Below are 24222 nucleotides of genomic sequence, written 5' to 3' on the forward strand. Positions count from 1 at the left end.
ACCACTACGCAGCGGTCGAAGCGCCCTCTCGCATCACACTCCCACCCTGAGAAAGTAGCAGTGGACCATGGAGAAACTAATACGCATTGCGGTTCGTTTTCTCGCAGTGCTCTCAGCAATCGCAGTCGTCGTGATGGTCATCGCCATCGCCATCGATGTCTTTGCACGCAATATCACTGGTGCATCGTTACCGGGCATGATCGAAATCGCCGAAACAGCCATGGTGACCGCCGTAGCCTTCGGTCTGGCCTGGGCCGGACTGAACGGCGAACACGTCGCGGTTTCCCTGGTGACCGACCGTTTTGGCCCCGGATTGACCAGAGCTACCAATGTCTTCGTCTGGGCCCTGGTGACTCTCTACACCGGCTGGCTCTCCTATGCCAACATCATGCGCGCCATCGATTCCTTCATCTTCCGTGAAACCCGCTTTGGCATCGTGCAGTGGCCGATGTACCCGATGCGCTGGATCCTGGCGATCGGCCTGCTCTCTTTGTTGTTGGTAGCCGTCCTTAACCTGGTGCGCACATTGCGTGGCCAAGAACCCACCGGCCACGCCGATGAGGTCCAAGCCGCTCTGGCCGACCAGCCGGATGTCGTCTCCAAAACATCCGCCAGCATCGCAACGTCTACCGCCGAAGGAGGCCGTGCATCATGAGTCTCGGCGCTGTCGTGATCCTCGTGCTGGTGCTGATGCTGGCACTGCTACTGCTCCGAGTCCCCGTGGCCGTCTCCTTGGGTCTGGCCGGTGCCATCGGCCTGGTGCTTTTGCATGGATTTAACCATGCCACCCTGGAACTCGGTGCTGACCCGTTCTCCCAGATCGCATCCTTCTCATTGACCATCGTGCCGATGTTCGTGCTCATGGGCATGTTCGCAGTACGAGCCCATGTGGCCGAATACGTCTTCGCCATCGCCGACCGCGTGTTGAGCCGTTTTCCCGGCGGGCTTGGTGTCGCCACTGTGGTCGCCTCGGCCGGTTTCTCTGCAGTCTCCGGTTCCTCGATCGGTACCGCGGCCACGATGGCGCGCCTAGCCGTGGGAGAAATGCGGAAATCCGGGTACCCGGCTCACATGGCCACCGCCTTGGTTGCGGTCGCCGGAACCCTGGGATCGATGATTCCGCCCTCGACTTTCCTCGTCCTTTACGCCATCCTCTCTCAGCAATCGGTAGGAGAAATGCTGGCCGCCGGTATTGTCCCCGGCGCGCTCTCTGCGTTGGCCTATGCCATCTGGATCGGCTTTGCCGGCTGGCAGCTCCGCCGTCGTGGCCAGGTTGTCGCAGACGCAGACAACGTCCAAGATGCCCTGAGCCAAGCCAAAGCCATCCAGGCGGAAAACCGTCGCCACGCCCCGTTGTCCTCTCTGCCGTGGCGCGGTCTGGGCTACATTCTTCTGCTGTTCGCCATCGTGCTGGGCGGGATGTACTCCGGGATCTTCACCGCCACCGAGTCCGCTGCATTCGGCGCGATTGCCGCGGTGCTGATTCTGATCTGGGAATTGCGTAAACAAGGCGCCAAGGGCATTTGGCAGGGTATTAAAGGCGCCCTGGAATCCACGGCGGGGACCACCGCGATGGTCTTCTTTATCATCATCGGTTCCGGAATCCTCTCAGCCTTCTTCGTCTCCGCTGGCGTGCCGGGAATGGTCACCGCCGCAGTGAGTAGCTGGAGCCTGTCACCGACCTGGATCATGCTGATTCTACTGTTGTGCCTGGTACCGATGGGGATGGTGCTGGAATCGTTGTCCCTGCTGATGATCTCGGTTCCGCTGATCCTGCCGGTCGCCCTAGAATTCGGCTTCGACCCAATCTGGTTGGGCATTCTGATCGTGAAATTCATCGAAATTGGCATGGTTACTCCGCCGGTGGGCATCAACGCCTTCGTCGTCTCTGGCGCCACCGGCGTGAAATCCGAGACCGTCTTCCGCGGTATCATTCCGTTCTTTGTTATCGACATGATCTTGATCCTGATCTTCTTCTTCACCCCGGATCTGATCCTGTTTTTGCCCGGATTAGTACAGAACTAGCCCTGGGTGAGCCCTGGCGCAGAAAGAAGTGAACTCATGAGTTGGACGACAAAAACTGCCCGTCGCGCACGAACCTCGACCCGTGGCTTGCTGGCGGTCGCCGGTATCGTGGCTGGCTCGCTGACGTTGACTGCCTGTGAAGAAGGCGTGGTCGACTGGGAACGAGCAGATCAGACCGATGCCGAATACATCTTCACCCAAGCCAACGGCGCCAGCGTGGGGACCCAGCACGAGCTGGTTGCCGAAGCCTATATGGACGCGGTCGAAGAAGCTTCCGATGGGCGTATCGCCTTTGAACGCACCCCCTTCCAAGCCATCTGCGATATGGCCGATGTCGCAGACTGTATACGCGACGGCCGTGCCGACTTCGGACTAACCGTCACCGATTACACCCCACACCTGCTACCCACCACCTCGGTACTATCCATCTCGTTCAAAACCGATGACATTCAAGCAGCTACCCAGGCGCTTTACGAACTCCACCGCGAGTACGAGCCAGCCAAAGAGGTTATGGAGAAGGCTAACCTGGAACACGTTTCAACGTGGCCGGTAGGCGCGTTGCTCATCGGGGCGAAGACCCCGATTGATGGGTTTGAAGATCTCGATGGGCTTCAGGCTCGCGCAGCCGGTCCGGTCACTCAGCGCTCGCTGGAAGATGCCGGGATGAATGTCAGCGCCATCACCGCCGGAGAAACCTATGAGGCACTACAGCGCGGAGTAATTGACTCGGTGGCCTCCTCGCTGGACTTCGGCGTGAACTTTGCCATCACCGAACAACTTCCTTATTGGGTCGACCCTGGTTTTGACCAATACACCGCCTACGGCATGTGGTGGAATAAAGACTCCTACGAGTCCTTGCCTGAGGACCTGCAGGCCACCGTGGATGACGTAACGAAGGAATTCAATGAGGGCAAGACCATTGACGTTGCCAACGGTGAGCTGGAAAATATCTGTGATGAGATGCTCGACTCCCCGGACGTGGAAGATTTCGACACTTGGTCCGATGAGGAAACTCAGAAATGGAAAGACATCGCTGCCGAGGGGGCCGAGGAAACCTGGTTGGATGTGATGGACTCGTTGGATTTCGAGAACGCGGAAGAATACCTGCGGGTCTACAACGAGAAGTACGAGTCCCTGAAATCTCCGGAAAACCCAGACGATGCCGGTATCGCCTGCGCTCAGCGCTGGCAAGAACGTCACGGCGATGCAGCAAATAAGTGATTGTGACACCCTGACCCCATCGCATAGAATGATATACGATTTCGAATACTCTCAGATCTGCTGAGCAGGAGGCCTGCATGCCGAACCCTCTCCACGACGTTCCCGTCACCCCGGGCAAGATTATTGCGGTGCACGTGGCCTTTGAGTCTCGCGCCGCCCAGCGCGGTCGGCGCCCGGCCACCCCGTCTTATTTCCTTAAGCCCACGAGCTCCTTATCGGGCTCCGGTGCCGACGTAGCACGCCCCGCCGGGACCGAGTTGATGGCTTTTGAGGGCGAAATCGCCCTGATCATCGGGGAACCGGCCCGCCGGGTCTGCCTCGAAGACGCCTGGAAGCATGTGGCTGGGGTGACCGCCGCAAACGACCTGGGCATCTACGACTACCGCCCGGCAGATAAGGGCTCTAACCTCCGCTCCAAGGGCCGGGACGGTTACACGCCCCTGGGCCCGACCGTGATTGACGCCCAAAGCATTGATCCGACCGCACTCCGGTTGCGCACCTGGGTCAACGGTGAGCTGGTCCAGGAGGATGGCACCTCCGAGGACCAGCTGATCTTCCCGCTGGCTCAGTTCGTGGCCGACCTGTCGCAGCACATGACCCTGGAAACCGGTGACGTGATCCTGACCGGTACCCCGGCCGGCTCGTCAGTGGTGGCCCCCGGCGACACCGTGGAGGTCGAGGTCGATGCCCCCACCGCCACGGGCGCACCCACCTCGGGTCGGCTGATCACCCACATTACGGAGGGCCCCGGCGACTTCGACCCGGCGCTTGGGATGTTGCCGGCTGTCGATGAAAAGCAAGCCGAAGACGCTTGGGGATCCCGTGAAGCCGCCGGTCTGCCACCGGTTGCAGATCCCACCGCGGCGCTCCCTGATGAGTTGCGGACCAAGCTGAAGGTAGCGCCCACCGCCGGACTATCGGCCCAATTGCGTTCCCGCGGTCTGAACAACGTCGTCATCGAAGGCGTGAAGCCCCAAACCGCGGGCACCAAGATGGTCGGGGTGGCCAAGACCCTGCGTTTTGTGCCCAACCGTGAGGACCTCTTCGGCAGCCACGGCGGTGGCTACAACGCCCAAAAACAGTGCTTTGATGCCGTCCGACCGGGCGAAGTCATTGTCATTGAAGCTCGCGGTGAAGCCGGCTCTGGCACCCTGGGCGATATTCTCGCCCTCCGCGCCCAGTACAACGGAGCCGCCGGTGTGGTCACCGACGGGGGAGTCCGCGACTACGCCGAGGTTCAGCGTATCGGCCTACCGGTCTTCACCCAGACCGCGCACCCGGCCGTGTTGGGGCGTAAGCACGTGCCCTGGGAGGTCGATGTGGCCGTTAGTTGTGGCAACGCCACGGTGCTCCCCGGCGACGTGATCGTTGGTGACGACGACGGGGTGCTTGTGATCCCGCGCGATCTCGCCGACGAAGTTGTCGAGGCCGCTCTGGCCAAAGAGCACCAGGATGAGTGGGTGGCCAACCAGGTTCGAGCCGGCGCACCGATCAAGGGCACCTTCCCGCCCACTGGCGAACAGAAAGAGGCCTATGAGCGCTACGTCGCCGAAAGCGGGGAACAGAACTGATGACCCCACCGACCACAACCGAGACCGAGCAATTGTCCAAAGCCCAGATTGCTTACCGGTGGATTCGGCAACGGATCTTCACCCAAGAATTCAGCCCCGGCTACCGGCTGGTGCTGGCCACCATCGGTGATGCCCTGAATATGTCGGTGGTACCGGTGCGGGAGGCCATCCGCCAGTTGGAAGCCGAAGGACTGGTGACCTATCAGCGCAATGTGGGCGCACACGTGTCGATGGTGGATGAATCCCAGTACATCAACTCGATGCAGACCGTGGGCATTCTCGAAGGGGCCGCAACCGCCGCGGCTGCCCCGCATGTGAGCGCAGATGATCTGGCCGAAGCCCGGGCGCTGAATGCGCAGATGCAGCGCTCGCTGTCACATTTCGACCCGGCCAGCTTCACCAAAACCAACCAGGCCTTCCACCAGGTGCTCTTCGCTCGGTGCCCGAACCAGCGACTGACCGATCTGGTCTATGCCGAATGGGACCGGCTGAACCACCTGCGGGAATCCACCTTCTCCTTCGTACCCGGACGCGCCACCGAATCGGTGGCCGAACACGCCCACATTCTGGACCTCATTGCCGGCCATGCGTCCGCGATCGAGATTGAACAAGCCGCCCGAGACCACCGCAACGCCACGCTGACCAGCTACCTGAACAGCCCCGAACACCAGAACCGATCGACCCTAGGAGAGTACTGACTGTGACTGCCACCTCCCAACGCCCCGCCAACCTGCCCGATCAGATCCGTCACTACATCGGTGGCGAGTTCGTTGATTCCCTCGACGGCGACACGTTCGAGGTGCTCGACCCGGTCACCAACGAGACCTACATTAAGGCTTCCTCCGGGAAGAAAGCAGATATCGACCGTGCCGTGGCTACCGCCAAGGACGCTTTCACCAACGGCCCCTGGCCGACTATGCTGCCACGCGAACGCTCCCGCGTGTTACACAAGATCGCCGATGTGGTCGAATCCCGCGGTGACGAGCTGGCCGCCATGGAATGTTTCGACACCGGTCTACCGATTACCCAGGCTCTGGGCCAGGCCCGTCGTGCCGCCGAGAACTTCCGGTTCTTCGCCGACCTAATTGTCGCCCAGCACGATAACGCCTTCAAGGTGCCGGGCCGCCAGGCCAACTACGTCAACCGCAAGCCGATCGGTGTGGCCGGGCTGATCACCCCGTGGAATACCCCGTTCATGCTGGAATCCTGGAAGCTCGGCCCGGCCATTGCCACCGGGAATACCGTGGTGCTCAAGCCGGCCGAATTCACCCCGCTGTCAGCGTCGCTGTGGCCGGGCATCTTTGAAGAGGCCGGACTACCGACCGGTGTGTTCAACATGGTCCAGGGTTTCGGTGAAGAAGGTTTCGCCGGTGACTCGCTGGTCAAGCATCCCGACGTTCCGCTGATCTCCTTCACTGGTGAATCGAAGACCGGTGAGATCATCTACGCCAACGCCGCCCCCTATCTGAAGGGTCTGTCCATGGAGCTGGGCGGTAAATCCCCGGCCGTGGTCTTCGACGATGCCGATCTGCAGACCGCAATTGACGCGACCATTTTCGGGGTGTTCTCCCTGAACGGTGAACGCTGCACGGCCGGCTCCCGCATCCTGGTGCAGCGCGGGATCTACGATGAGTTCGTTCAGCGCTACGCCGCCCAGGCCAAGCGGGTCACGGTGGGTGTGCCCTCAGAGAAGACCACCGAGGTCGGCGCCCTGGTCCACCCCGAGCACTTCGAGAAAGTCATGTCCTATGTGGAGATCGGCAAGAACGAAGCCAACCTGGTCGCCGGTGGCTCCCGTCCCGAGCAGTTCCCCGACGGCAATTTCGTTCAGCCCACCGTTTTCGCCGATGTCTCCCCGGACGCCCGGATCTTCCAGGAAGAAATCTTCGGCCCCGTGGTGGCCATTACGCCCTTCGACACCGAAGAAGAAGCCCTTCAGCTGGCCAATAACACCAAGTACGGTCTGGCCGCCTACATCTGGACCAACGATCTGAAGCGCGCCCACAATTTTGCCCAACACGTTGAGGCCGGCATGGTGTGGTTGAACTCTAATAACGTCCGCGACCTGCGTACCCCCTTTGGCGGGGTCAAGGCCTCCGGCCTGGGCCAAGAGGGCGGTTACCGCTCCATCGACTTCTACACCGACCAGCAGGCCGTGCACATCAACCTCGGCGAAGTCCACAACCCGGTCTTCGGCAAGCAGGACTAAGTGCACCCCAGGCCGCTGACCCGTCGTGAGCACAGAAAGAACAGAGACCATGACTGATATGAAGGATCGCACGCTGACCTCCTCGGGATTCTACGTCTCCCAGGAGACCCCGATTCAGACCGATAACCCCATCCCCAGCCCGAGCGTGGAAGCACCCGATGTATTGCGGTGCGCCTCGATGGAACTGGTCGTCACCGACCTGGCCGCCTCTCGCGAGTTCTACGTGGACGTGCTCGGTTTGGTGGTCACCGATGAAGATGAGCACACCATCTACCTACGGTCGATGGAAGAGTTCATCCACCACAACCTGATCCTGCGCGCCGGCCAGGTGCCCGCGGTGGCGGCATTTTCCTACCGCGTGCGCACCCCGGAGGACCTCGACAAAGCCGTGGCCTTCTACGAAGAACTCGGCTGCCGGGTCGAACGCAAAAAGGACGGGTTCGTCAAGGGCCTGGGTGACTCGGTGCGCGTGGAAGACCCACTGGGCTTCCCCTATGAGTTCTTCCACGAGGTCGAGCACGTCGAGCGTCTGGCCTGGCGCTACGACCTCTACAGCCCCGGGGCCCTGGTGCGTCTGGACCACTTCAACCAGATCACCCCCGATGTCCCCCGGGCAGCCCGCTACATGCAGGATCTAGGCTTCCGCGTCACCGAGGATATTCAGGACGAACACGGCGTGGTCTATGCCGCCTGGATGCGACGCAAACCCACCGTGCACGACACCGCCATGACCGGCGGTGACGGCCCGCGGATGCACCACGTGGCCTTTTCCACCCACGAGAAGCACAACATTCTGGCCATCTGCGACAAGATGGGGGCCTTACGCATCTCCGACCGCATTGAGCGTGGCCCGGGACGGCACGGTGTCTCCAATGCCTTCTACCTCTACCTGCGTGACCCGGATGGCCACCGCGTGGAGATCTACACCCAGGACTACTACACCGGCGACCCGGACAACCCGGTGGTCACCTGGGATGTGCACGACAACCAGCGACGTGACTTCTGGGGCAACCCGGTTGTACCCTCCTGGTACACCGACGGTTCCCTGGTCCTGGACTTGGACGGCAATCCGCAGCCGTTGACCAGCCGAGAAGAAGACTCCGAAATGGAGGTCACCATCGGCGCCGACGGCTTCTCCTATACCCGCGAATCCGGTGAAGAAATGCCCGACTGGAAGAAAGGCGAATATAAGCTGGGCAACCAGCTCTAGACTGAAAGACAGTCCCCCCACGCTGGAAGGAATCATCGTATGAGCACCACCGAGAATTTCTCCACCGTTCTGGCCGAGTTGCGCGACCAGCTACCTGCCGATGCGGTGGTGGACGATCCCCGGGCGTTGAGTGTGTATCAATACGATCGTTCCGGACATCTCAGCGACACTGTGCCCTCAGCTGCGGTCTTCCCCCGCACCGTCGAGGAGGTTCAGCACATCGCACGGGTGTGCTTCCACCATCGGATCCCGATGGTGCCTCGTGGCGCGGGGACCGGGCTGGCCGGCTCGGCCATCGGCAGCAGTGGCGAGATCATGGTCTGCACCGACCGGATGAACCAGATCCTGCAACTGCAACCCGAAAACCGTTTGGTCACCGTCCAGCCGGGCATCCTCAACGGAGAACTCAACACCTACCTGGCCACCCAGGGCTTCTGGTGGCCACCGGACCCGGCCTCCAAAGACATCTCCACCGTGGGTGGCAATATCTCCATGAATGCCGGAGGGTTGCTCTGCGCCAAATATGGGGTCACCCGTGAAGCGGTGCTGTCGCTGCAGGTCGTGCTCGCCGACGGGTCACTGATCACCGTCGGACACCAGACCGTCAAAGGCGTCACCGGCTACGACTTGTGCGCGCTGCTGATCGGATCCGAAGGCACCCTGGGCATCATCGTCGAGGCCACCCTGAAAATCCGGCCCCTCACCCCGGGTAGCACCGTGACTCTCGGCGCCTCGTTCCCGACCGTGACCGATGCGGCAGAGGCCGCCTCAGCGGTCACCCGCCACGGCCACACCCCGGCGATGATGGAGCTACTCGATGACCTCACCGTGGCGTTGGTGACAGAACACACCGGCGAAAACTTCGGCTCCGGCAACTCCTTCCTGCTAATCCAAACCGACGGGCCGGCTGCCGCAACCGAAGCCGAAGAGATTGGGGCGATCCTCACCGACCACCAGGCCGAGCTGACCATCACCAACGACCCGGAAGAATCCCAGCGCCTGGTCGGTATCCGTCGCAGTGTCTTCCCCTCTCTGGAGGCCAAAGGACAGCTACTGGTCGAAGATATTGCCGTGCCCCGGTCCACAATGGCCGAAGCCTTCGCCCGAATTCGCGACCTCGAACAATCCTCCGGGATCAAAATCCCCACCGCCTGCCACGCCGGAGACGGCAACCTGCACCCGGTATTTGTCGTCGAAGGTCAAGACCACGGCCAGAACCGCGAGGTGCCCGAGGCCATCTGGGACGTAGCCGGACAGGTCTTTACCATGGCCCTGGAATTGGGTGGCACCCTCACCGGTGAACACGGGGTGGGCGTGCTGAAATCCCGGTGGCTGCCCGACGAGCTGGGTGACGTGCAGTACCGGCTGCAACAGAACATCAAAGCCGCCTTCGACCCCCACAACCTGATGAACCCGGGTAAAGTCTTTCGCCCGGCACCCACCGCCTAAGGACAGCCCATGTTGGATCACCAGACCCACACTGCGATCGCCGATGAACTCCACCGGGCCAACCGAGACCGCACCCCGGTCCCGCTCCTGACCGCCCGATACCCGGACATGGTGATTGAAGACTCCTACGCCATTCAAAAAATCTGGGCCGAACGCCAGGTCGAAGCCGGCCGCCACCCGGTCGGACACAAGATCGGGCTGACCTCCAAGGCCATGCAGGACGCCACCGGCATCGACGAGCCCGACTACGGGGTGATCTTCGATGACCAGGTCTTCGACTCCGGCCATGTCTACCAGTGGGAGAACTACACCCACCCGCGCATTGAAATGGAATTGGCCTTCGTGCTCCACCAGGACCTCGAAGGCCCCGGCGTGACCCTCTTTGATGTGCTACGGGCCACCGAATACGTGGTGCCGGCTCTGGAAGTGCTCGACTCTCGGATCGAGATGCAGGGCCGTACGATTATCGACACCATCTCCGATAACGCCGCACTGGGTTCGATGGTCATCGGCGGCCGGCCGGTCTCCCCGGATGCGGTGGACCTACGCTGGGTGGCCGGTGCGCTGTGGCGTAACCAAGAGATTATTGAAACCGGGGTCTCCTCGGGAGTGTTGAACCACCCCGGCAATGGCGTGCACTGGCTGGCCAATCGGATCGCCGGTCATGGCGACCACCTGGTTGCCGGAGAAATCGTTCTCGCCGGGTCCTTCACCCGTCCGATGTGGGTCTACCAGAACGACACGGTCTATGCCGATTACGGTGCATTGGGAGTCGTGACATGTCACTTCGCGTAAAACAACTCCTCGCCCAAGACCCTGCCACCAGTGGCCTATTGCCCGGGGCGCTACCCAGCCTGCGGGATCTGTTCCCCGCCCAGAGCGGCAAACCCGACCAGCACGGCCTCATCGTCGGGATCTTCGTCTCTTCCGGTGACGCCGGGGTTGCCGAAATCTGTGCCGGGGCCGGATTCGATTACCTGCTCATCGACGGCGAGCACTCTCCGCTGAGTCTAGAATCCATCCAGTCCCAGCTGCGCGCCATCGCCGGTTACCCGGTGCTCTCGGTGGTTCGGGTGCCGCATAACGACCCGGTGTTGATCAAGCAATACCTGGATCTGGGCGTGCAATCACTGATTGTGCCCATGGTCGACACCCCCGACCAAGCCCGGGCGGCTGCTTCGGCGGTGGCCTACCCGCCGGACGGGGTCCGCGGCCTCGGCTCGGCCCTGGCCCGCTCAGGTCGCTGGTCCAGGATCCCCGACTACTTGGCGCGGGCCCGCCACACCCTGACCCTGTTGGTCCAGATCGAATCCCACACCGCGGTCAACCACGCCGCTGAGATTCTGGCCACCGACGGTGTTGACGGAGTCTTCATCGGCCCCTCGGATCTCTCCGCCTCGATGGGGCTGCTGGGCCGCCAAACCCACCCGGACGTGGTTGCCGCCGTCAAGCACGTCATGGCCGAAGCGAATGCGGTCGGCAAGATCGTGGGGGTCAACGCGTTCCACGCCGATCAGGCTCGCGACTACGTGGCCGCCGGGGCCGACTTCGTCAACGTCTCCGCCGATGTGGCGATCCTGGCCCGCGGAACCGAGAAGCTGGTGGCAGAGTGGGGGATCGAACAGGAAGCGCCGTGACTGTCGCACCTGATCACCGGTTCGGCGCCTGTCAGCATCCGGGGCCACACAAGCACTTGAGCCTGGCCCAGTGGACCGAGGCCATCTCCCACAGCTTCCACAACCTGACCATCACCGCAGACGACCCGCAGGCGTTTCGGGCCGGGCGCCGGCAGGCGCTACTGGGAGAGATCCTGCTGGTGGATATGGCCACCGACGCCCACCGGGTGTGCCAGCCGCACGTTGTGCCCGAGAACACCCAACCGGCCATGTGTAAGCTTTCGTTGCAGATCGAGGGACAATCCCAGCTGACCCAGGACTGCCGGACCACAGTGCTGGCCCCCGGGGATTTGGCCCTGTACGTCACCCACCGGCCCTACGAGCTGGTCTTCAACCGGCCCCAGCGCTCGCTGGTGATGCAGTTCCCCCAAGAGTATCTGCACCTGGTGCAAGAACAAGTCTCTCTGGTCACCGCCACACCGGTCAGTCGCGAACACGGACTGGGTCGGGTGGTGGTGCCACTATTTGAAAACCTGGTGAACAACTTGCAGATCCTGCATACCCCCAGCGCGCTGTCGCTGGTGCGTTCATCCTTGCAGATGCTGGTCACCATCCTGTTGGAGGCGTCCAAGGCCCAAGGACGTGACACCAGTGAGAATCCGCTGTTTCATCTCGCGACCGCCTATATCGAAGACCACCTGGGCGATGCGGAGCTGGGGCCACAACGCATTGCCGAGCACTTCTACGTCTCCGTCCGCCAGCTCTATGCCCGCTTCGCCGAGCACGGCACCACGGTCAGCACCATGATTCGCGACCTGCGGTTGCACCGGATCCGCGACGATCTCGCCGATCCGGTGCATGCCTCCGAGACCGTGCAACAGATCAGTACCCGCTACGGGATTCACGACGCCTCGCAGGTCTCCAAGCTGTTCAAACAGGCCTTTGGCGAATCGCCCTCGGCCTACCGGGCCCGGGTTAAGAACCCAGGTGCGTGATCAGCTTCCGGGCGGTGGTCAGTCCCGACTCCAGGGCCCCGTCCACGCACACCCCGCGCCAGCCACGAGCAAACTCAGAGCCGGCAAAGACCACCGGGGGCTCGAGCCGTTCGAAGTGGTGCCAGGCATCGGTGAACTGCCCGGTGCGTAACGTGCCCCAGGCTTGGCCCGACCATGGGTCGTTCTGCCAGTCGTGACCGGTAGACTCCACCACCTCGAGGTCATCCCGCCAGTAGTCGAGAATCCGCTGGGCATCAGCGGTGGACTCCAGATCCACGGCCGAGGCCTCCGGGCCGAAGCCGACCAGGATGGTATCGCCTTCGGGGGTGAAGTATTCCGAGCGGATACAGGCCATCGGCGCCGGGTAGGGCGCATAGGCCAGTAGCTTGTGCCGGTCCTTGACCTTGAACCAGATTTTCGCCCCCGAGGTGTTCCACCCCTGCTCGATGGTCGCGGTGATCGTCTCGGGTAGCTCAGGGGTGAAACGGATGGTGCGCAACGCACCCGCCGGGACGGTGACGATCACCGCGCTGGCCTCGCGCACCTCACCGGTGGCCAGCGTTACCCGGGCGCTGTGCCCGTCGTGGTCGACGGCAGTGACCGGGGTATTGAGGCGAATCGGGCAGTTCAGCTCGGCCGCCATCGGCTCGTAGAGGGCCTTCATTCCATTGACCAGTTTGTACTTCAGGGTGATGTCATCCAACAGACGAAGCCGGTGATCCGAGAGCGCGACCCAGTGTTTGGCCATCAGCGCCGACCCGGTGTGGGGCGAGCCCACGTACCCGGCCGACCAGTAGGCATCGACCAGATCGATTTGCTCCTGAGTGAAAGTTCCGCTGGCTCGCACCGCGTCCAACACCGAGGCTTGGTCGTCGGCCAGGAACTGCTCGCGCAACGATGCGGGCCCGTCGAACTGCTCGGAGAGGATCCAGAGGGGGTCATAGGGGTGAGGGAAGTACTGCTCCGAGCGGGCAAAGATCTCGGCCATCAGGGGCTGAATCGTCCGATCCAGATCCTGTAGGGTGCCCTGATGCGTGGTGTCTTGCGAATTCCAGTACACCTGCTCGGGTTCCGGGGAGGCGACGAGCGGTTGTTGGTAGCGGGTGATTTCCTGCCAAACATGAGTTTGGAACCAGTGCACCCACGTCGCGCCGAGCTCAATCGCGCGCCCCATGCGCTCATCGGTCCAGGCTCGTCCACCGACCCGGTCGCGGGCCTCGACGATCTCGCACGAGATCCCGGCGGACTCTAATTCGCGGGCGGCACGCAATCCGGCGAAACCGGCCCCAATAATCACAACGTGTGGTTCAGTCATGGTGTTCCTTTCCGACGGTGACAAGTTCGGCTGGTGCGCCCGGCACGTCCTCGGGTTCGCGACGTCGTAGCACCTCGCCCCAGAGCAACCCGAGCACTCCGGAGCCGAGAATGATGCCGGGCATGATGAAGATCAGCGAGGAGCCCTCCTCAGCGTCGATCATCACATCGAAATTGGCCAAGATCAGGATGAACACCACCGCCAGCCCGAGGGCCGCTAGGGCCGGGGCGATGATGCGCACCCAGAGCCCGTAGCCGTGGGGGTGGCGGATAAACCAGGCCATGATCGCCACGGAGGTGACCGCTAAGAGGAAGACGAGCCCGAAAGCTGCGGCATTGGTCAGCCAGGTGAATAGCGTGATGACCGGAAACAGCGGGCCGAGTTCGTGGCCGGTGCCGGCGATGGCGAAGCCGATCACGACCACCACGGCCAGGACTGACTGGGTGAGAGATCCGGCCAGCGGGGCGCCGGTGCCGGTGGTGGCTGCCAGCTGACGAGGTAGTACCCCGGAGCGGCCGAGGGAGAAAAAGTAGCGGGCGGCGGCATTATGAAAGGCCAACAGTACGGCAATCAGGCTGGTGACGAACAGGATCGAGGCGAATTGGCCCAGCACGGGGCTGGTCTCGCTGAGCCACACGAAGACCAGATCGGGGCCGAGCTCGGCAGAACGCTCGACCACCTGCGAGGGGCCAATACCAATACCGAAGGCCCACGCGGAGAACGCGTAGAAGATCGCGATGGTGATCAGTGCAATGTAGGTGGCTCGGGCCACGGTGCGACGGGGGTCGGTGACCTCTTCGGAGTAGATCGCACCAGACTCAAAGCCCATAAAGGCCGCAATCCCAAAGGCCAACAGCACGCCGATACCGGGGGCAAAGAACTGATCGGGCGCAAAGGCATCAGCGGCGGCTCCCTCAGGTGCCACCGCAAGTGCCAGCACATCGACGATGATCACGACCAGGAACTCCAACGCGACGACCACGCCCAGCACCTTGGCGGATAGATCGATGGAGTTGATGCCCAGAATTGCGACCAGAGCCCAACAGAGCAGGGCCATCAGCCACCAGGACACCTCCAGGCCGGTGAGTTCTTGTAGCAGATTGGAGGAAGCAAACCCTACCAGACCGTAGAGCCCGATTTGCATCATGTTGTAGGAGACCAGGGCCAGAATGGCGGATGCAATACCTTGGCGGAGCCCCAGCCCGGCTGAGACATAGGCATAAAACGCTCCGGCATTGTGCAGGTGCCGGCTCATCGCGGCGAATCCCACCGCAAAGACGACCAGCAGCAATCCGAGCACGATATAGGTTTGTGGCACACCCAGCATGCCGGAGACCGCGTAGTTAGTTGGGATCCCGCCAGCCATCACCGTCAGTGGGGCGGAGGCGGCAATGATCACCAAGACCAGGGACACGGTACCGATCCGTCGGGGCGCGGGGGTGGTGTGGGTCGTGGTTGTCATGATCTGTCCTTCACTGGAAACTAGGTCTCTCTAGTGTGAGCCAGATCACTTGAAGTGTCTTGTCGATTCCTGCACAACGCTTGGACGCCAGTGCAATGCAGTATTGAGTGTGACTTACGTCCCACTTGCCGGGGTTAGGGTGTGGAGTAACAACACTCTGATGAAGGGACAAGAGATGACTGCCGATCTCACCACATATCAAGGATTGCTAGAAGCTGTCACCGTCGATGGTGGCGTGGAGGTTAAAGACCCGGCCACCGCCGAGGTGATCGGCTCGACCGGACAGGCGAGCGTCGATGACGTTGACGCCGCGGTACAGCGCGCCAAGCGGGCTCAGCCAGCATGGGCTGCGCTGGGTCGTGACAAGCGGTCCGAATATCTCAACCGTGTCGCCGATGCGGTCGAAGCCAGCGCTGAGGCGCTGGCCGAATTGCTCAGCCGTGAGGTGGGCAAGCCGTTGAACGGTCCGAACGCTCGTTTCGAAGTGGGGGCGGTTGCGGGATGGCTCCGTGCCACCGCGTCCTTCGAACTCAATGACGAGGTGCTCGTGGACGATGAGTCCGGCACCGCAGTGCTGAGCTATCGACCCGTCGGTGTGGTGGGTGCGGTGGGCCCCTGGAACTGGCCGATGATGATCTCCACCTGGCAGTTCGGCGCCGCACTCAAAATGGGCAACACTGTGGTTCTCAAGCCCTCCGAATACACTCCGTTATCCGTCCAGGCATTGGTGGCCGTGGTCAACCAGGTCCTACCTGAGGCGGTGCTCCAGGTGGTGGCCGGGGGCAGCGAGATCGGTGCGGCACTGACCGGCCACCAGGACGTGGACAAGGTGATGTTTACCGGTTCGACCCGCACCGGCCAGGCCATTATGCGCTCGGCCGCGACGGACCTGAAGCGCCTGACCCTGGAGCTGGGCGGTAATGACGCCGGCATCATGTTGGACGACGCCGATCCGAAGGCGCTGGCTGAAGAATTGTTCTGGGGTGCCTTCATTAACACCGGACAGACGTGTGCGGCCATGAAGCGGCTCTATGTTCCTGAGGCCTTGTACGACCAGGTTGTCGACGAGCTAGCCCAACAAGCCAGCAACGCTGCTATGGGCGTGGGTCTGGAGGAGCATAACGTGCTGGGCCCATTGCAGAACCAACAGCAGTACGACATCGTCGCTGATCTGGTCAACAAAGCCCGCGAGGGCGGTGCCCGGATGGTGACCGGCGGGAACCCCGATCCCGACCAGGCGGGGTACTTCTATCCCGCAACTATTGTGGCCGATATCGATCAGTCCAATCCGCTGGTACAAGAAGAACAGTTCGGCCCGGTGTTGCCGATCATCCGCTACACGGACCTAGATCAGGCCATTGCGTGGGCTAATGAGCTCAACGTCGGTCTGGGTTCCTCGGTCTGGAGTAGTGATCGACAGCGGGCACTGACGGTTGCCGATCGGCTTCAGGCCGGTACCACCTGGATCAATCAGCACGGTGCGATAGATCCGCGGGTGCCATTCGGTGGCATTAAGAAATCTGGATTCGGCCTCGAGTTTGGGGTGGAAGGCCTCAAGCACGTCGCGGTGCCAAAGGTTACGAAATACTAAATCTGTGGCCCTCTGACGCCGGGCCGCGATCATCGATCTCCCCAGGTCCCGGCCCTGTTTGCTGTATGTTTACTGAATCGTTATAAACCTTGAAAAAGAGATTAACGATATATCTTTGTGGCCTTCGTAGCGTGGAGCGCAGTGCCGAATGCTGTTCGGTACCGTTTTTCTCAACCACGACGAAGAGGACTCGTTAATAATGCGTATTTTCCGCTCCACGTGCGGCCGCATCGCCTTGGGTGCTGCTGCAACGGTGGCAACCGCATCGCTGGTAGCCCCCTCCGCCACGGCGCAAGAAACCGCTAACGCCCCCGAGGCTGCCCAGGCCCCGAAGAACATCATCCTGCTCATCGGTGATGGTATGGGTTATAACCACGTCGACTCCGCCAGCTTGTTTGAAAATGGTGAGTCGAACTGGCAGATCTCGGTTGATCCCGAGAACGATCAGCAACAACACCAGTCAGACTACGGTGACAACCCCCAGCAGTCGTACGAAGAGTTCGACCTGCAGATTGGCATGTCCCACCACTCGCTGGATTCACCGGTCTACGATCCCGAAGCCGCCTGGGCTGACTTTGACTGGGTGAAGAACAACCCGACCGACTCCGCTGCCTCCGGTACCGCTCTGGCGTCCGGTCACAAGACCCACAACGGCTCCCTGGGCGTTGATGCTGACGGCGAACCAGTCGAGAACTTCGCTGAGTACGCTGCTGAGAAGGGTCTGGCCACCGGTGTGGTCTCCTCGGTTCCCTTCGGCCACGCCACCCCGGCCTCCTGGGGTGCACACGTTGCCGATCGTGGTGAAAACCACGCCATCGCCGAGCAGATGATCAACGGTGAGCTGGACGTCATCATCGGTGCCGGTCACCCGCTCTACGATGTGGACGGTCAGGAGCGCGAGGCCAACTGGAAGTGGCTGACCGAGGAACAGTACACCGACCTGCAGGAGGGCAACACCGACTTCACCTTCCTGGAGACCACCGCTGAGCTGAAGGACGTGGCCAACGGTAACAACGTTCCGGAGTCCCTGTTCGGCCTGGTGCCGGTGGCAGAAACCCTGCAGTTTGACCGCACCGCCCTGGCTGAGGCTGAGCCTCGTCGTGACAACGGCCGTGTGGACGGCGTTCCCCTGGAAGAGGGTCAGTCCCCGCTGCCCGGTGAAATCGCTAAGAACGACGTGCCGACCCTGGCTGAACTGACCGACGCTGCCCTGAACGTTCTGGAGCAGAACGACGAGGGCTTCTTCACCATGATCGAGGGTGGCGCTATTGACTGGGCCGGTCACGCTAACGCCACCACCGGTAACCTCGAAGAGCAGATCGAATTCAACGACGCTGTGGATACCGTCGTGAACTGGGTTGAGGAAAACTCCAGCTGGGATGAGACCCTGGTGATGGTGACCGCTGACCACGAGACCGGCTTCCTCTCCGGCCCCGGTGCAGGTACCGCCTGGACTCAGATCACCGGTGAAGCTGGCCAGCTTCCCGTTGACGGCTGGTACTCCGGTGACCACACTCAGGCTCTGGTGCCGTTCTTCGCTCAGGGTGCTGGCGCTGACTCCGTGCTGAACTACGTTCAGGGTGAAGACCCGGTTCGCGGTCAGTACATCGACAACACCGATGTGGCTAAGCTCAGCTTCGACCTGCTCTCCGGCGAAGCCGCCCCCGGTCCCGGTGCTGGCGACGATGACGAAGAAGCCCCTGGCTCCGATGACGACGACGCTCAGACCCCCGGGTCTGACGACGAAGACGGCACCGCCGGTTCCGATGAGGACGAAGAGGGCACCGCTGGCGCCGGTACCGAAGACGGCGTTGCCGGCTCCGGCGACGATGTTGCCGCTGGTGACTCCGAGCAGTCCGGTAGCCTGGCTGACACAGGTACCAGCGTGGCCATCATTGCCCTGCTGATTGCTGGTGCTTTGCTGGTTGCTGGTGTGACCCTGATGGTGCTGCGGAAGAAGACCGCCTAAGCGTCACAAGCTCACCAACCTTTCAGGGGCCTACCCGCCAGGTAGGCCCCTGAGTCGTGTTGATGGTGAGTGATTAATGATCGGTGCTAACCACCGGTTCAAACGGCAGATCGTGCTCGCGAGCAAAAGCCACCCACTCGGCGTTGGTGCGTGAGGCGAACTGAGTGGCCAACTCTTCGGCTGTTGATCCCAAGAGCTCGGCGGTGCGTTGGGCGAAATGTGGTTCCAGACTCGCCACCGCCAACACACCGTCAGCGGTGTCATACATCCGATAGAACGGATTGCCACCTCCCAACGGTGCGCCCGGGGTGGTCATCCCGTAGCGGGCCGGAGCGGCTGCCCACTCGGCAGCCTGGTCCAGCACCACCCGTTGCACCGTGCCCTCGGTGATCTCCGGATGATTTCGCAACAAGTTCAGGCCAGCTAAAGCCGCCGTCGCGCCGCGTTCGCCACCGAGTAAATCGCCACCCAGAATCTGTGGCATGGCTGGTGGTACGAGCGAGCCGTGCCGGGCCTGATAGGTGAGATCATGGCCGGGCTCATTCTCTCGGTCACCGTCGAAACCCACGATCTCCACGTGCACCAGATTAAACTGTCGTACCACCTGGTCCAAGCCCAATTTGGCCACGGCAGCCGGCCGAATCGAGGTGATCAACACCTGCGCGGTGGCCGCGATCTCGAGCAGCTGACCCCGGCCCGCGTCGGTCTTCAGATCAGCTTGGACGATCTGCATCCCCGCGGTGAGCTCGGCGTAGTAGTCGGGAACGAACTGGCGCAACGGATCACCGGCTGGATTCTCCAGTTTAATGACGGTTGCGCCCAGGTCTCGGAGTCGAGCTGCCGCCAAGGGCCCAGGCAGATTGATGGCTGTGGAGACAACCGTGATGTTGTCGAGTGGCTTGAGTGAGGTCTGTGTCACACTCAGTACTCTAATGGATCTGAGCGTCACCGAAAATGGCTGTCCGCGGACTCTTGTCGCCGGTGGTTCGCTCTGCTTGACTGAGGGCACAACCACTATTGAGGAGGCAGTTCGTGCAGATCACCGGTGCAGTTTTGGAAGAGATTGGTCGGGACCGGCCCTATGGCGAGTCCCAACCCATTGTGGTGCAAGAACTCGAGCTGTCCGAGCCCGGAGGGTCTGAACTATTGGTGCGTATGGAAGCAGCCGGGGTCTGCCACTCTGATCTATCCGTGGTCAATGGGTCTCGCGTCCGACCGGTGCCGATGCTCTTAGGCCACGAGGCTGCCGGCATCGTGGAGAAAGTCGGAGACGAGGTGACCGATATCGAGGTCGGTCAGCGCGTGGTGATGACTTTCCTGCCCCGGTGCGGAGAGTGCAAGAACTGTCAGACTGACGGAAAATTGCCCTGTTCGGTAGGGTCAGCAACCAATAATGACGGAACCCTCATCTCCGGACAGCGCCATCTCTCGCGCGATGGTCAGACGGTCGAGCACCATCTAGGTGTCTCCGGATTTGCCACCCACGCCGTGGTGGACCGCCGCTCAGTCGTACCGGTGGGTGATGACGTTCCGGCCGAAATCGCAGCGGTCTTTGGATGCGCCGTGCTGACCGGTGGTGGCGCCCTGCTCAACGCTGTTGCCCCCGAGGCCGGCGAGTCGGTGATGATCGTCGGGCTGGGCGGGGTCGGCATGGCAGCACTGTTGACTGCAGTAGCCGAAGGAATTGACCGCATTATCGCTGTCGATATGTCCGAAGAAAAGCTCGAGCAGGCCCGCCAGCTGGGCGCCCACGAGACCTACACTTCCGAAGAAGTCAAAGACCAAGGCATCACCGCAGACCATACCCTGGAATGCGCCGGTCACCCCAGCGCCTTCGAACTCGCATTCTCTGCCACCAACCCCGGCGGTCGGACGGTGACCGCAGGGCTCCCCTCCCCGGATGCCACCTCCACCATCACCCCGCTGACTTTGACCAGCGAAGTACGTACCGTGATGGGCTCCTACCTGGGATCTTCGGTGCCATCCCGAGACATTCCGCGGTTCGAAAAGCTGTGGCGGGAGGGAAAACTTCCCGTTGAAAAGCTCATCACCCGCCATATTCGCCTTGACGAGATCAATGATGCGATGGATCAGCTCGCTGACGGAGCTGCGGTGCGTCAGATCATCGATTTCTCAGGCTGACTTGCCGGCTCAGAAGGGTAGTAATTAACCTCACAGGTGTTCGGTGGTGCGTCGTGTATATTCAGTAGCCACGCGCGCACTTACTCGCTAGTATATAAACGATCATCGCTCATCACCCCTGGTCAGGGGCTTATCGAAGGAACGCCTGTGCCCATCCGCTTACGCCTGCGCTTCAGCGCGATATTTTTGACTGCCCTTGCCCTGGTTGCCGGGCTGGTTCTTCCCTCGGCCCTCCCGGCTGAGGCTGAGACCGGTCAGACTAAGGCCTATGAATTTACCGGAAACTGGATTGACCAGCCGGAGGCTTTGGAGTCCGGGGTTGGGGTTGTCGGGGCCCAGTGGCGACTCGATATCAACGACTCGGCCGCTGCTCCGGGTAATGCCAATGTTGATGGCAACGTTCTTGAAGTGACCCTGGAGAACGCGGTGTTTACCGATACGCCGGAGACCTGCGAGTCAGCGGAGTTGTCGGAGGATCGCCGCTCCGTGACGTGTGATCTGGGTGAACGCGCTCAGGGTACCGCCGAGGTTGCTTTCACCGGTGTGCTGGCTGATGGCCCGGCCGGTTCCTTTGTGACTGCGACCGGTACGTTCCGGGGCCACGAGGTCAAGCTCCCCGAGATCCCGATTATCAAAAACTTCGGTATGACCGCAAAATTCGATGGTGGTCACCCACAGTCGCTGATTGCCACCAATACCAGGTATCAGAACATCAACTTCCCCTTCTCGATCTCTCACGCTCAGCAGACCGCCAACGGCCCGGACTCGGTGACCTACAGGCTAGACATTCGCTACGTCGACCAGAATGGGAGAATGGTCGCTACTGTCGATCCTCGCCAGACGAGCTGTTCGGCCAATGACCGTATCCAGTCCGGTTACCCGTTCTCGGATGGTCAGCACGCCGAAAACCAGTCCACGCATTTTCCCGACTGCACCCTGAGAAAAACCGGGGACACCACCTTCGAGCTCACCCTCAGCGACCTGAACTACGACAACGGGCCTCGTTTGGACTCCAACGGTCAGCCTCTCCCGGTCGGTTGGGATGTGATCGCCGCCGGTAATATTCACCTTCAGGTGCCATATAACCAGCAGGCACGGGGCGGTACGGTGCGGCTCAAAGCAGAGCCCCAGACCTACACCTCGGTTGAGGGAGAAACCTACGAGGACACCTTAGATAATAAGACCAACGCCATTCCGGTCGTGCGCGGTGCGTTTACCGGAGGGTGGGTTCTCGGTGCCCAGCGCCCCAACGCTTACCCAGGCTCTCCCTGGACAAATACGTACCGCGTACCAGCCGGCGCTACCGTGACCTCGGTCGCGGCCACCACGCCAACCACGAGCCAGAATTCAAAAGCGCACAATTGGGTCTGCACGACTTTCGACACTGAGTATGTAGAGTTTCAAGACGCACGTGTGTCATTGAAACGGGAGGCGCAACCTACCTATATTTATGATGACTCGTACGAGGGAGATATTTGGTACTACACCGGTGACATGGTTGACGCCTGGACCGGGGAGCCGGTAGATCCCAATTTCTTCAACTGTGGTACCGAGGCCAAGAGGAGCGATCCTGCTCACGGCAACCCGCCAGGCTGGTCAACTGAGAAGCCCGATGACCTCTCCACGGTCAAGGCCGTGAAGGTTGAACTTCGCCCAGAACTCTTGGCCGAAACAACACACGAGAGATCAGTGGTCTACCTGGTTTCGGAGCTAAAGCTGAAACCGAGTGCGAAGCCCGGTCAAGACGTTTATACCTGGGCTTACTCTCTGGAACAAGGTCGTAACGAGTGGCGAGCCGATCGGATCCAGAACAATCTTGATTATTATGACCGCTCGATGAATCCTGATCTCGCAGAGCCACACAACACCTTGACGCCGGAGGGCTGGCGCTACCCGTACTCCGGGCCAGGACGTGATGCTCTTCTGGTCGTCGGGTCGTTCCCGTTGGTGGAGAACCTCATTGAGAATACCGAATACAAACCAGGTGACGCTGCGAAGTACACGGTGCGTTATGGTTTGGAATCCAACTTGGCTGAACCGGACACTGACCAGGTCGTGGTGAAAAACACCTTGGCGAAGGGCATGGAATACGTCCCCGGGACCGCGCAAGCGAGGACTGGAGCTGCGGTGGGCGAGCCGGAGGTGAGTACGAATGACGATGGCCAGCAGGTACTGACCTGGACCATCGATAACGTGCTACCCAACGACGAACTGGGTGAGATAGTCTTTGAGGCCACGGTGCCTGACGATGCCGAACCGGGTGCGGTTTTCGTGAATAAAGCCACAGCCACGTCCCAGGAAGTCACGGTTGACGATAGCGTGCAGTTCGTGGTCCCGCGCTCTGGACACACCTCGATTGTGAAGGACACCGAGCAGGCCACCTTGGACCTGCCGAAGGCTGATGACCCGGATCAGGACGTCACCGCCTGGTGGGATGTAAAGGTCACTTCCGAAGACCCGAACACCTCCTCGTTTGTGGACGTCATCGACTCATTGCCGTATGACGGTGATGGTAGGGGGACCTCAACCGATGCCCAGTTGAAGTTGGCTTCGGTAGACGCTCCCCAGGGTGCGACTGTTTACTACACGACGGTTGATCCCGCTGAGCTGGACGAAGATCCGGGAGCTGAGGTCAACGGTGGTGCTGGTACTCCGTCGGATATTTGGTCCACTGAGTTTACTGAGGATGCCACGGCTGTGCGTGTGATTACCGGTGAGCTGGCACCTGGAAAGACGCTGTCCTTCCGGGTCAACCTTTCGGTGATCGGTGGTAAGAATGGCGATATTCTGGTGAATAAAGCAGTTGGACGTGCCGAGAGTACCCAGTTGCGGATGCGTACGTCCTCGCCTGTGACGTTCATTGGTGCTGAGGAGCCCTCGCCGTCGCCAAGTGAGCCGACTGAGCCGTCGCCAAGTGAGCCTTCTCCTACGGAGCCCACTCCTACGGAACCGTCTGAGCCGTCTCCGAGTGAGCCTTCGCCTACGGAGCCGACTCCGTCTGAGCCGACGCCTACTGAGCCGACTCCGTCTGAGCCGACGCCGTCTGAGCCGACGCCTACTGAGCCCAGCGACTCGACCTCGACGCCGGGCGGGTCAGAATCTACAGTTCCTGGTCAGCCTGGTTCGTCGCCAGACCAGCCGGGCGGTGGCTCTGATGAGGATGGTGATTTGGCCAGCACTGGTAGTGCAGCGCTGAGTATTGTTATGGGTGCTGTGGCGTTGATTGGTCTGGGCCTTGTGCTTACGGTCGTTCGACGGCAACGTCATAGCTAACTAGCTGACTGACTGGTTAGTCGCACGGCGGCGAACTCCACCGCGGGTTCGTCGCCGTTCTGCGTTTCAGCACGCTATTCCAGCTACTTGCCTCTCGCATTCTCCGCAACGGTCAACGAGCTGACAACAGGAGGCGTCGGTAAGACCGGCTCTACGTGTTGTTTCAGCTGGTGG

18 protein-coding genes are annotated in these 24222 nt (G+C 61.3%); 15 read left to right on the forward strand and 3 right to left on the reverse strand.

What is annotated here, in order from left to right:
• Positions 1-67: 67 nt before the first annotated feature.
• The 11 genes from DYI20_RS06920 (at position 68) to DYI20_RS06970 (ending at position 12296) form a co-directional block, all read left to right on the forward strand.
• Positions 68-655, forward strand: a complete 588-nt coding sequence (locus tag DYI20_RS06920) for a TRAP transporter small permease (protein ID WP_110098989.1) — start codon at positions 68-70, stop codon at positions 653-655.
• Positions 652-2025, forward strand: a complete 1374-nt coding sequence (locus DYI20_RS06925; protein ID WP_110123120.1) for a TRAP transporter large permease — start codon at positions 652-654, stop codon at positions 2023-2025. The genes DYI20_RS06920 and DYI20_RS06925 overlap by 4 nt, the downstream gene beginning before the upstream one ends.
• Before the next feature lie 36 nt (positions 2026-2061).
• The gene (locus DYI20_RS06930) at positions 2062-3246 is read left to right on the forward strand and encodes a TRAP transporter substrate-binding protein (protein WP_110123121.1); all 1185 of its coding nucleotides are present in this window, start codon (positions 2062-2064) and stop codon (positions 3244-3246) included.
• Positions 3247-3323: 77 nt separating this feature from the next.
• Positions 3324-4817 carry a fumarylacetoacetate hydrolase family protein gene (locus DYI20_RS06935; protein ID WP_122549177.1) on the forward strand — a complete coding sequence of 498 codons (1494 nt, stop codon included), beginning with the start codon at positions 3324-3326 and terminating at the stop codon, positions 4815-4817.
• Positions 4817-5515 (forward strand): GntR family transcriptional regulator, encoded by a 699-nt coding sequence (locus DYI20_RS06940; protein WP_110123123.1) that lies wholly within the window; start codon positions 4817-4819, stop codon positions 5513-5515. The genes DYI20_RS06935 and DYI20_RS06940 overlap by 1 nt, the downstream gene beginning before the upstream one ends.
• A 2-nt stretch (positions 5516-5517) precedes the next feature.
• Positions 5518-7026 carry a 5-carboxymethyl-2-hydroxymuconate semialdehyde dehydrogenase gene (hpaE, locus tag DYI20_RS06945; RefSeq protein ID WP_122549178.1) on the forward strand — a complete coding sequence of 503 codons (1509 nt, stop codon included), beginning with the start codon at positions 5518-5520 and terminating at the stop codon, positions 7024-7026.
• Positions 7027-7075: 49 nt separating this feature from the next.
• The gene (hpaD, locus tag DYI20_RS06950) at positions 7076-8236 is read left to right on the forward strand and encodes a 3,4-dihydroxyphenylacetate 2,3-dioxygenase (RefSeq protein ID WP_122549179.1); all 1161 of its coding nucleotides are present in this window, start codon (positions 7076-7078) and stop codon (positions 8234-8236) included.
• A gap of 39 nt (positions 8237-8275) precedes the next feature.
• Positions 8276-9685 carry an FAD-binding oxidoreductase gene (locus tag DYI20_RS06955; protein WP_122549180.1) on the forward strand — a complete coding sequence of 470 codons (1410 nt, stop codon included), beginning with the start codon at positions 8276-8278 and terminating at the stop codon, positions 9683-9685.
• A 9-nt stretch (positions 9686-9694) separates the two neighbouring features.
• Positions 9695-10480: an FAA hydrolase family protein gene (locus DYI20_RS06960; RefSeq protein WP_122549181.1), complete on the forward strand. Its 786-nt coding sequence runs from the start codon at positions 9695-9697 to the stop codon at positions 10478-10480.
• Entirely contained in the window at positions 10465-11322 is an 858-nt protein-coding gene (locus tag DYI20_RS06965; RefSeq protein ID WP_122549182.1) for an HpcH/HpaI aldolase family protein, read from the forward strand. The genes DYI20_RS06960 and DYI20_RS06965 overlap by 16 nt, the downstream gene beginning before the upstream one ends.
• Positions 11319-12296, forward strand: coding sequence for an AraC-like ligand-binding domain-containing protein (locus tag DYI20_RS06970; RefSeq protein ID WP_244924669.1), 978 nt, complete (start codon positions 11319-11321; stop codon positions 12294-12296). Before DYI20_RS06965 ends, DYI20_RS06970 begins: the two co-directional genes overlap by 4 nt.
• Here DYI20_RS06970 and DYI20_RS06975 read toward each other — a convergent pair.
• Both DYI20_RS06975 and DYI20_RS06980 read right to left on the reverse strand, forming a co-directional pair.
• A complete protein-coding gene (locus DYI20_RS06975; RefSeq protein WP_122549183.1) occupies positions 12277-13611 on the reverse strand; it encodes a flavin monoamine oxidase family protein in 1335 nt (444 codons plus the stop codon). The genes DYI20_RS06970 and DYI20_RS06975 overlap by 20 nt on opposite strands.
• On the reverse strand, positions 13604-15073 hold the full coding sequence (locus tag DYI20_RS06980; RefSeq protein ID WP_122549184.1) for an APC family permease: 1470 nt from the start codon (positions 15071-15073) through the stop codon (positions 13604-13606). Before DYI20_RS06980 ends, DYI20_RS06975 begins: the two co-directional genes overlap by 8 nt.
• A gap of 175 nt (positions 15074-15248) precedes the next feature.
• Between DYI20_RS06980 and DYI20_RS06985 the strand changes: the two genes are divergently transcribed.
• Both DYI20_RS06985 and DYI20_RS06990 read left to right on the forward strand, forming a co-directional pair.
• The gene (locus DYI20_RS06985) at positions 15249-16664 is read left to right on the forward strand and encodes an aldehyde dehydrogenase family protein (RefSeq protein ID WP_122549207.1); all 1416 of its coding nucleotides are present in this window, start codon (positions 15249-15251) and stop codon (positions 16662-16664) included.
• A 148-nt stretch (positions 16665-16812) separates the two neighbouring features.
• Entirely contained in the window at positions 16813-18633 is a 1821-nt protein-coding gene (locus DYI20_RS06990) for an alkaline phosphatase (protein WP_122549185.1), read from the forward strand.
• Positions 18634-18706: 73 nt separating this feature from the next.
• Here DYI20_RS06990 and DYI20_RS06995 read toward each other — a convergent pair whose 3' ends face one another.
• Positions 18707-19552: a CoA transferase gene (locus tag DYI20_RS06995; RefSeq protein ID WP_110098976.1), complete on the reverse strand. Its 846-nt coding sequence runs from the start codon at positions 19550-19552 to the stop codon at positions 18707-18709.
• Between the two features lie 113 nt (positions 19553-19665).
• On the opposite strand from DYI20_RS06995, the gene DYI20_RS07000 reads away from it, so the two are divergent.
• Positions 19666-20775, forward strand: coding sequence for an alcohol dehydrogenase catalytic domain-containing protein (locus DYI20_RS07000; RefSeq protein WP_110098975.1), 1110 nt, complete (start codon positions 19666-19668; stop codon positions 20773-20775).
• A gap of 147 nt (positions 20776-20922) precedes the next feature.
• Positions 20923-24048, forward strand: a complete 3126-nt coding sequence (locus DYI20_RS12340; RefSeq protein WP_183145608.1) for an isopeptide-forming domain-containing fimbrial protein — start codon at positions 20923-20925, stop codon at positions 24046-24048.
• The last annotated feature ends 174 nt before the right edge of the window (positions 24049-24222 follow it).

It is taken from the genome of Auritidibacter ignavus (genome assembly GCF_003703835.1).
Lineage (GTDB): Bacteria > Actinomycetota > Actinomycetes > Actinomycetales > Micrococcaceae > Auritidibacter > Auritidibacter ignavus.

What these genes read in the sequence shown, in the direction of transcription:
- DYI20_RS06920 (WP_110098989.1), top strand. Translation starts at nt 68, where the DNA reads ATGGAGAAACTAATACGCATTGCGGTTCGTTTTCTCGCAGTGCTCTCA.
- DYI20_RS06925 (WP_110123120.1), top strand. Translation starts at nt 652, where the DNA reads ATGAGTCTCGGCGCTGTCGTGATCCTCGTGCTGGTGCTGATGCTGGCA.
- DYI20_RS06930 (WP_110123121.1), top strand. Translation starts at nt 2,062, where the DNA reads ATGAGTTGGACGACAAAAACTGCCCGTCGCGCACGAACCTCGACCCGT.
- DYI20_RS06935 (WP_122549177.1), top strand. Translation starts at nt 3,324, where the DNA reads ATGCCGAACCCTCTCCACGACGTTCCCGTCACCCCGGGCAAGATTATT.
- DYI20_RS06940 (WP_110123123.1), top strand. Translation starts at nt 4,817, where the DNA reads ATGACCCCACCGACCACAACCGAGACCGAGCAATTGTCCAAAGCCCAG.
- hpaD (WP_122549179.1), top strand. Translation starts at nt 7,076, where the DNA reads ATGACTGATATGAAGGATCGCACGCTGACCTCCTCGGGATTCTACGTC.
- DYI20_RS06955 (WP_122549180.1), top strand. Translation starts at nt 8,276, where the DNA reads ATGAGCACCACCGAGAATTTCTCCACCGTTCTGGCCGAGTTGCGCGAC.
- DYI20_RS06960 (WP_122549181.1), top strand. Translation starts at nt 9,695, where the DNA reads ATGTTGGATCACCAGACCCACACTGCGATCGCCGATGAACTCCACCGG.
- DYI20_RS06965 (WP_122549182.1), top strand. Translation starts at nt 10,465, where the DNA reads ATGTCACTTCGCGTAAAACAACTCCTCGCCCAAGACCCTGCCACCAGT.
- DYI20_RS06975 (WP_122549183.1), bottom strand. Translation starts at nt 13,611, where the DNA reads ATGACTGAACCACACGTTGTGATTATTGGGGCCGGTTTCGCCGGATTG.
- DYI20_RS06980 (WP_122549184.1), bottom strand. Translation starts at nt 15,073, where the DNA reads ATGACAACCACGACCCACACCACCCCCGCGCCCCGACGGATCGGTACC.
- DYI20_RS06985 (WP_122549207.1), top strand. Translation starts at nt 15,249, where the DNA reads ATGACTGCCGATCTCACCACATATCAAGGATTGCTAGAAGCTGTCACC.
- DYI20_RS06990 (WP_122549185.1), top strand. Translation starts at nt 16,813, where the DNA reads ATGCTGTTCGGTACCGTTTTTCTCAACCACGACGAAGAGGACTCGTTA.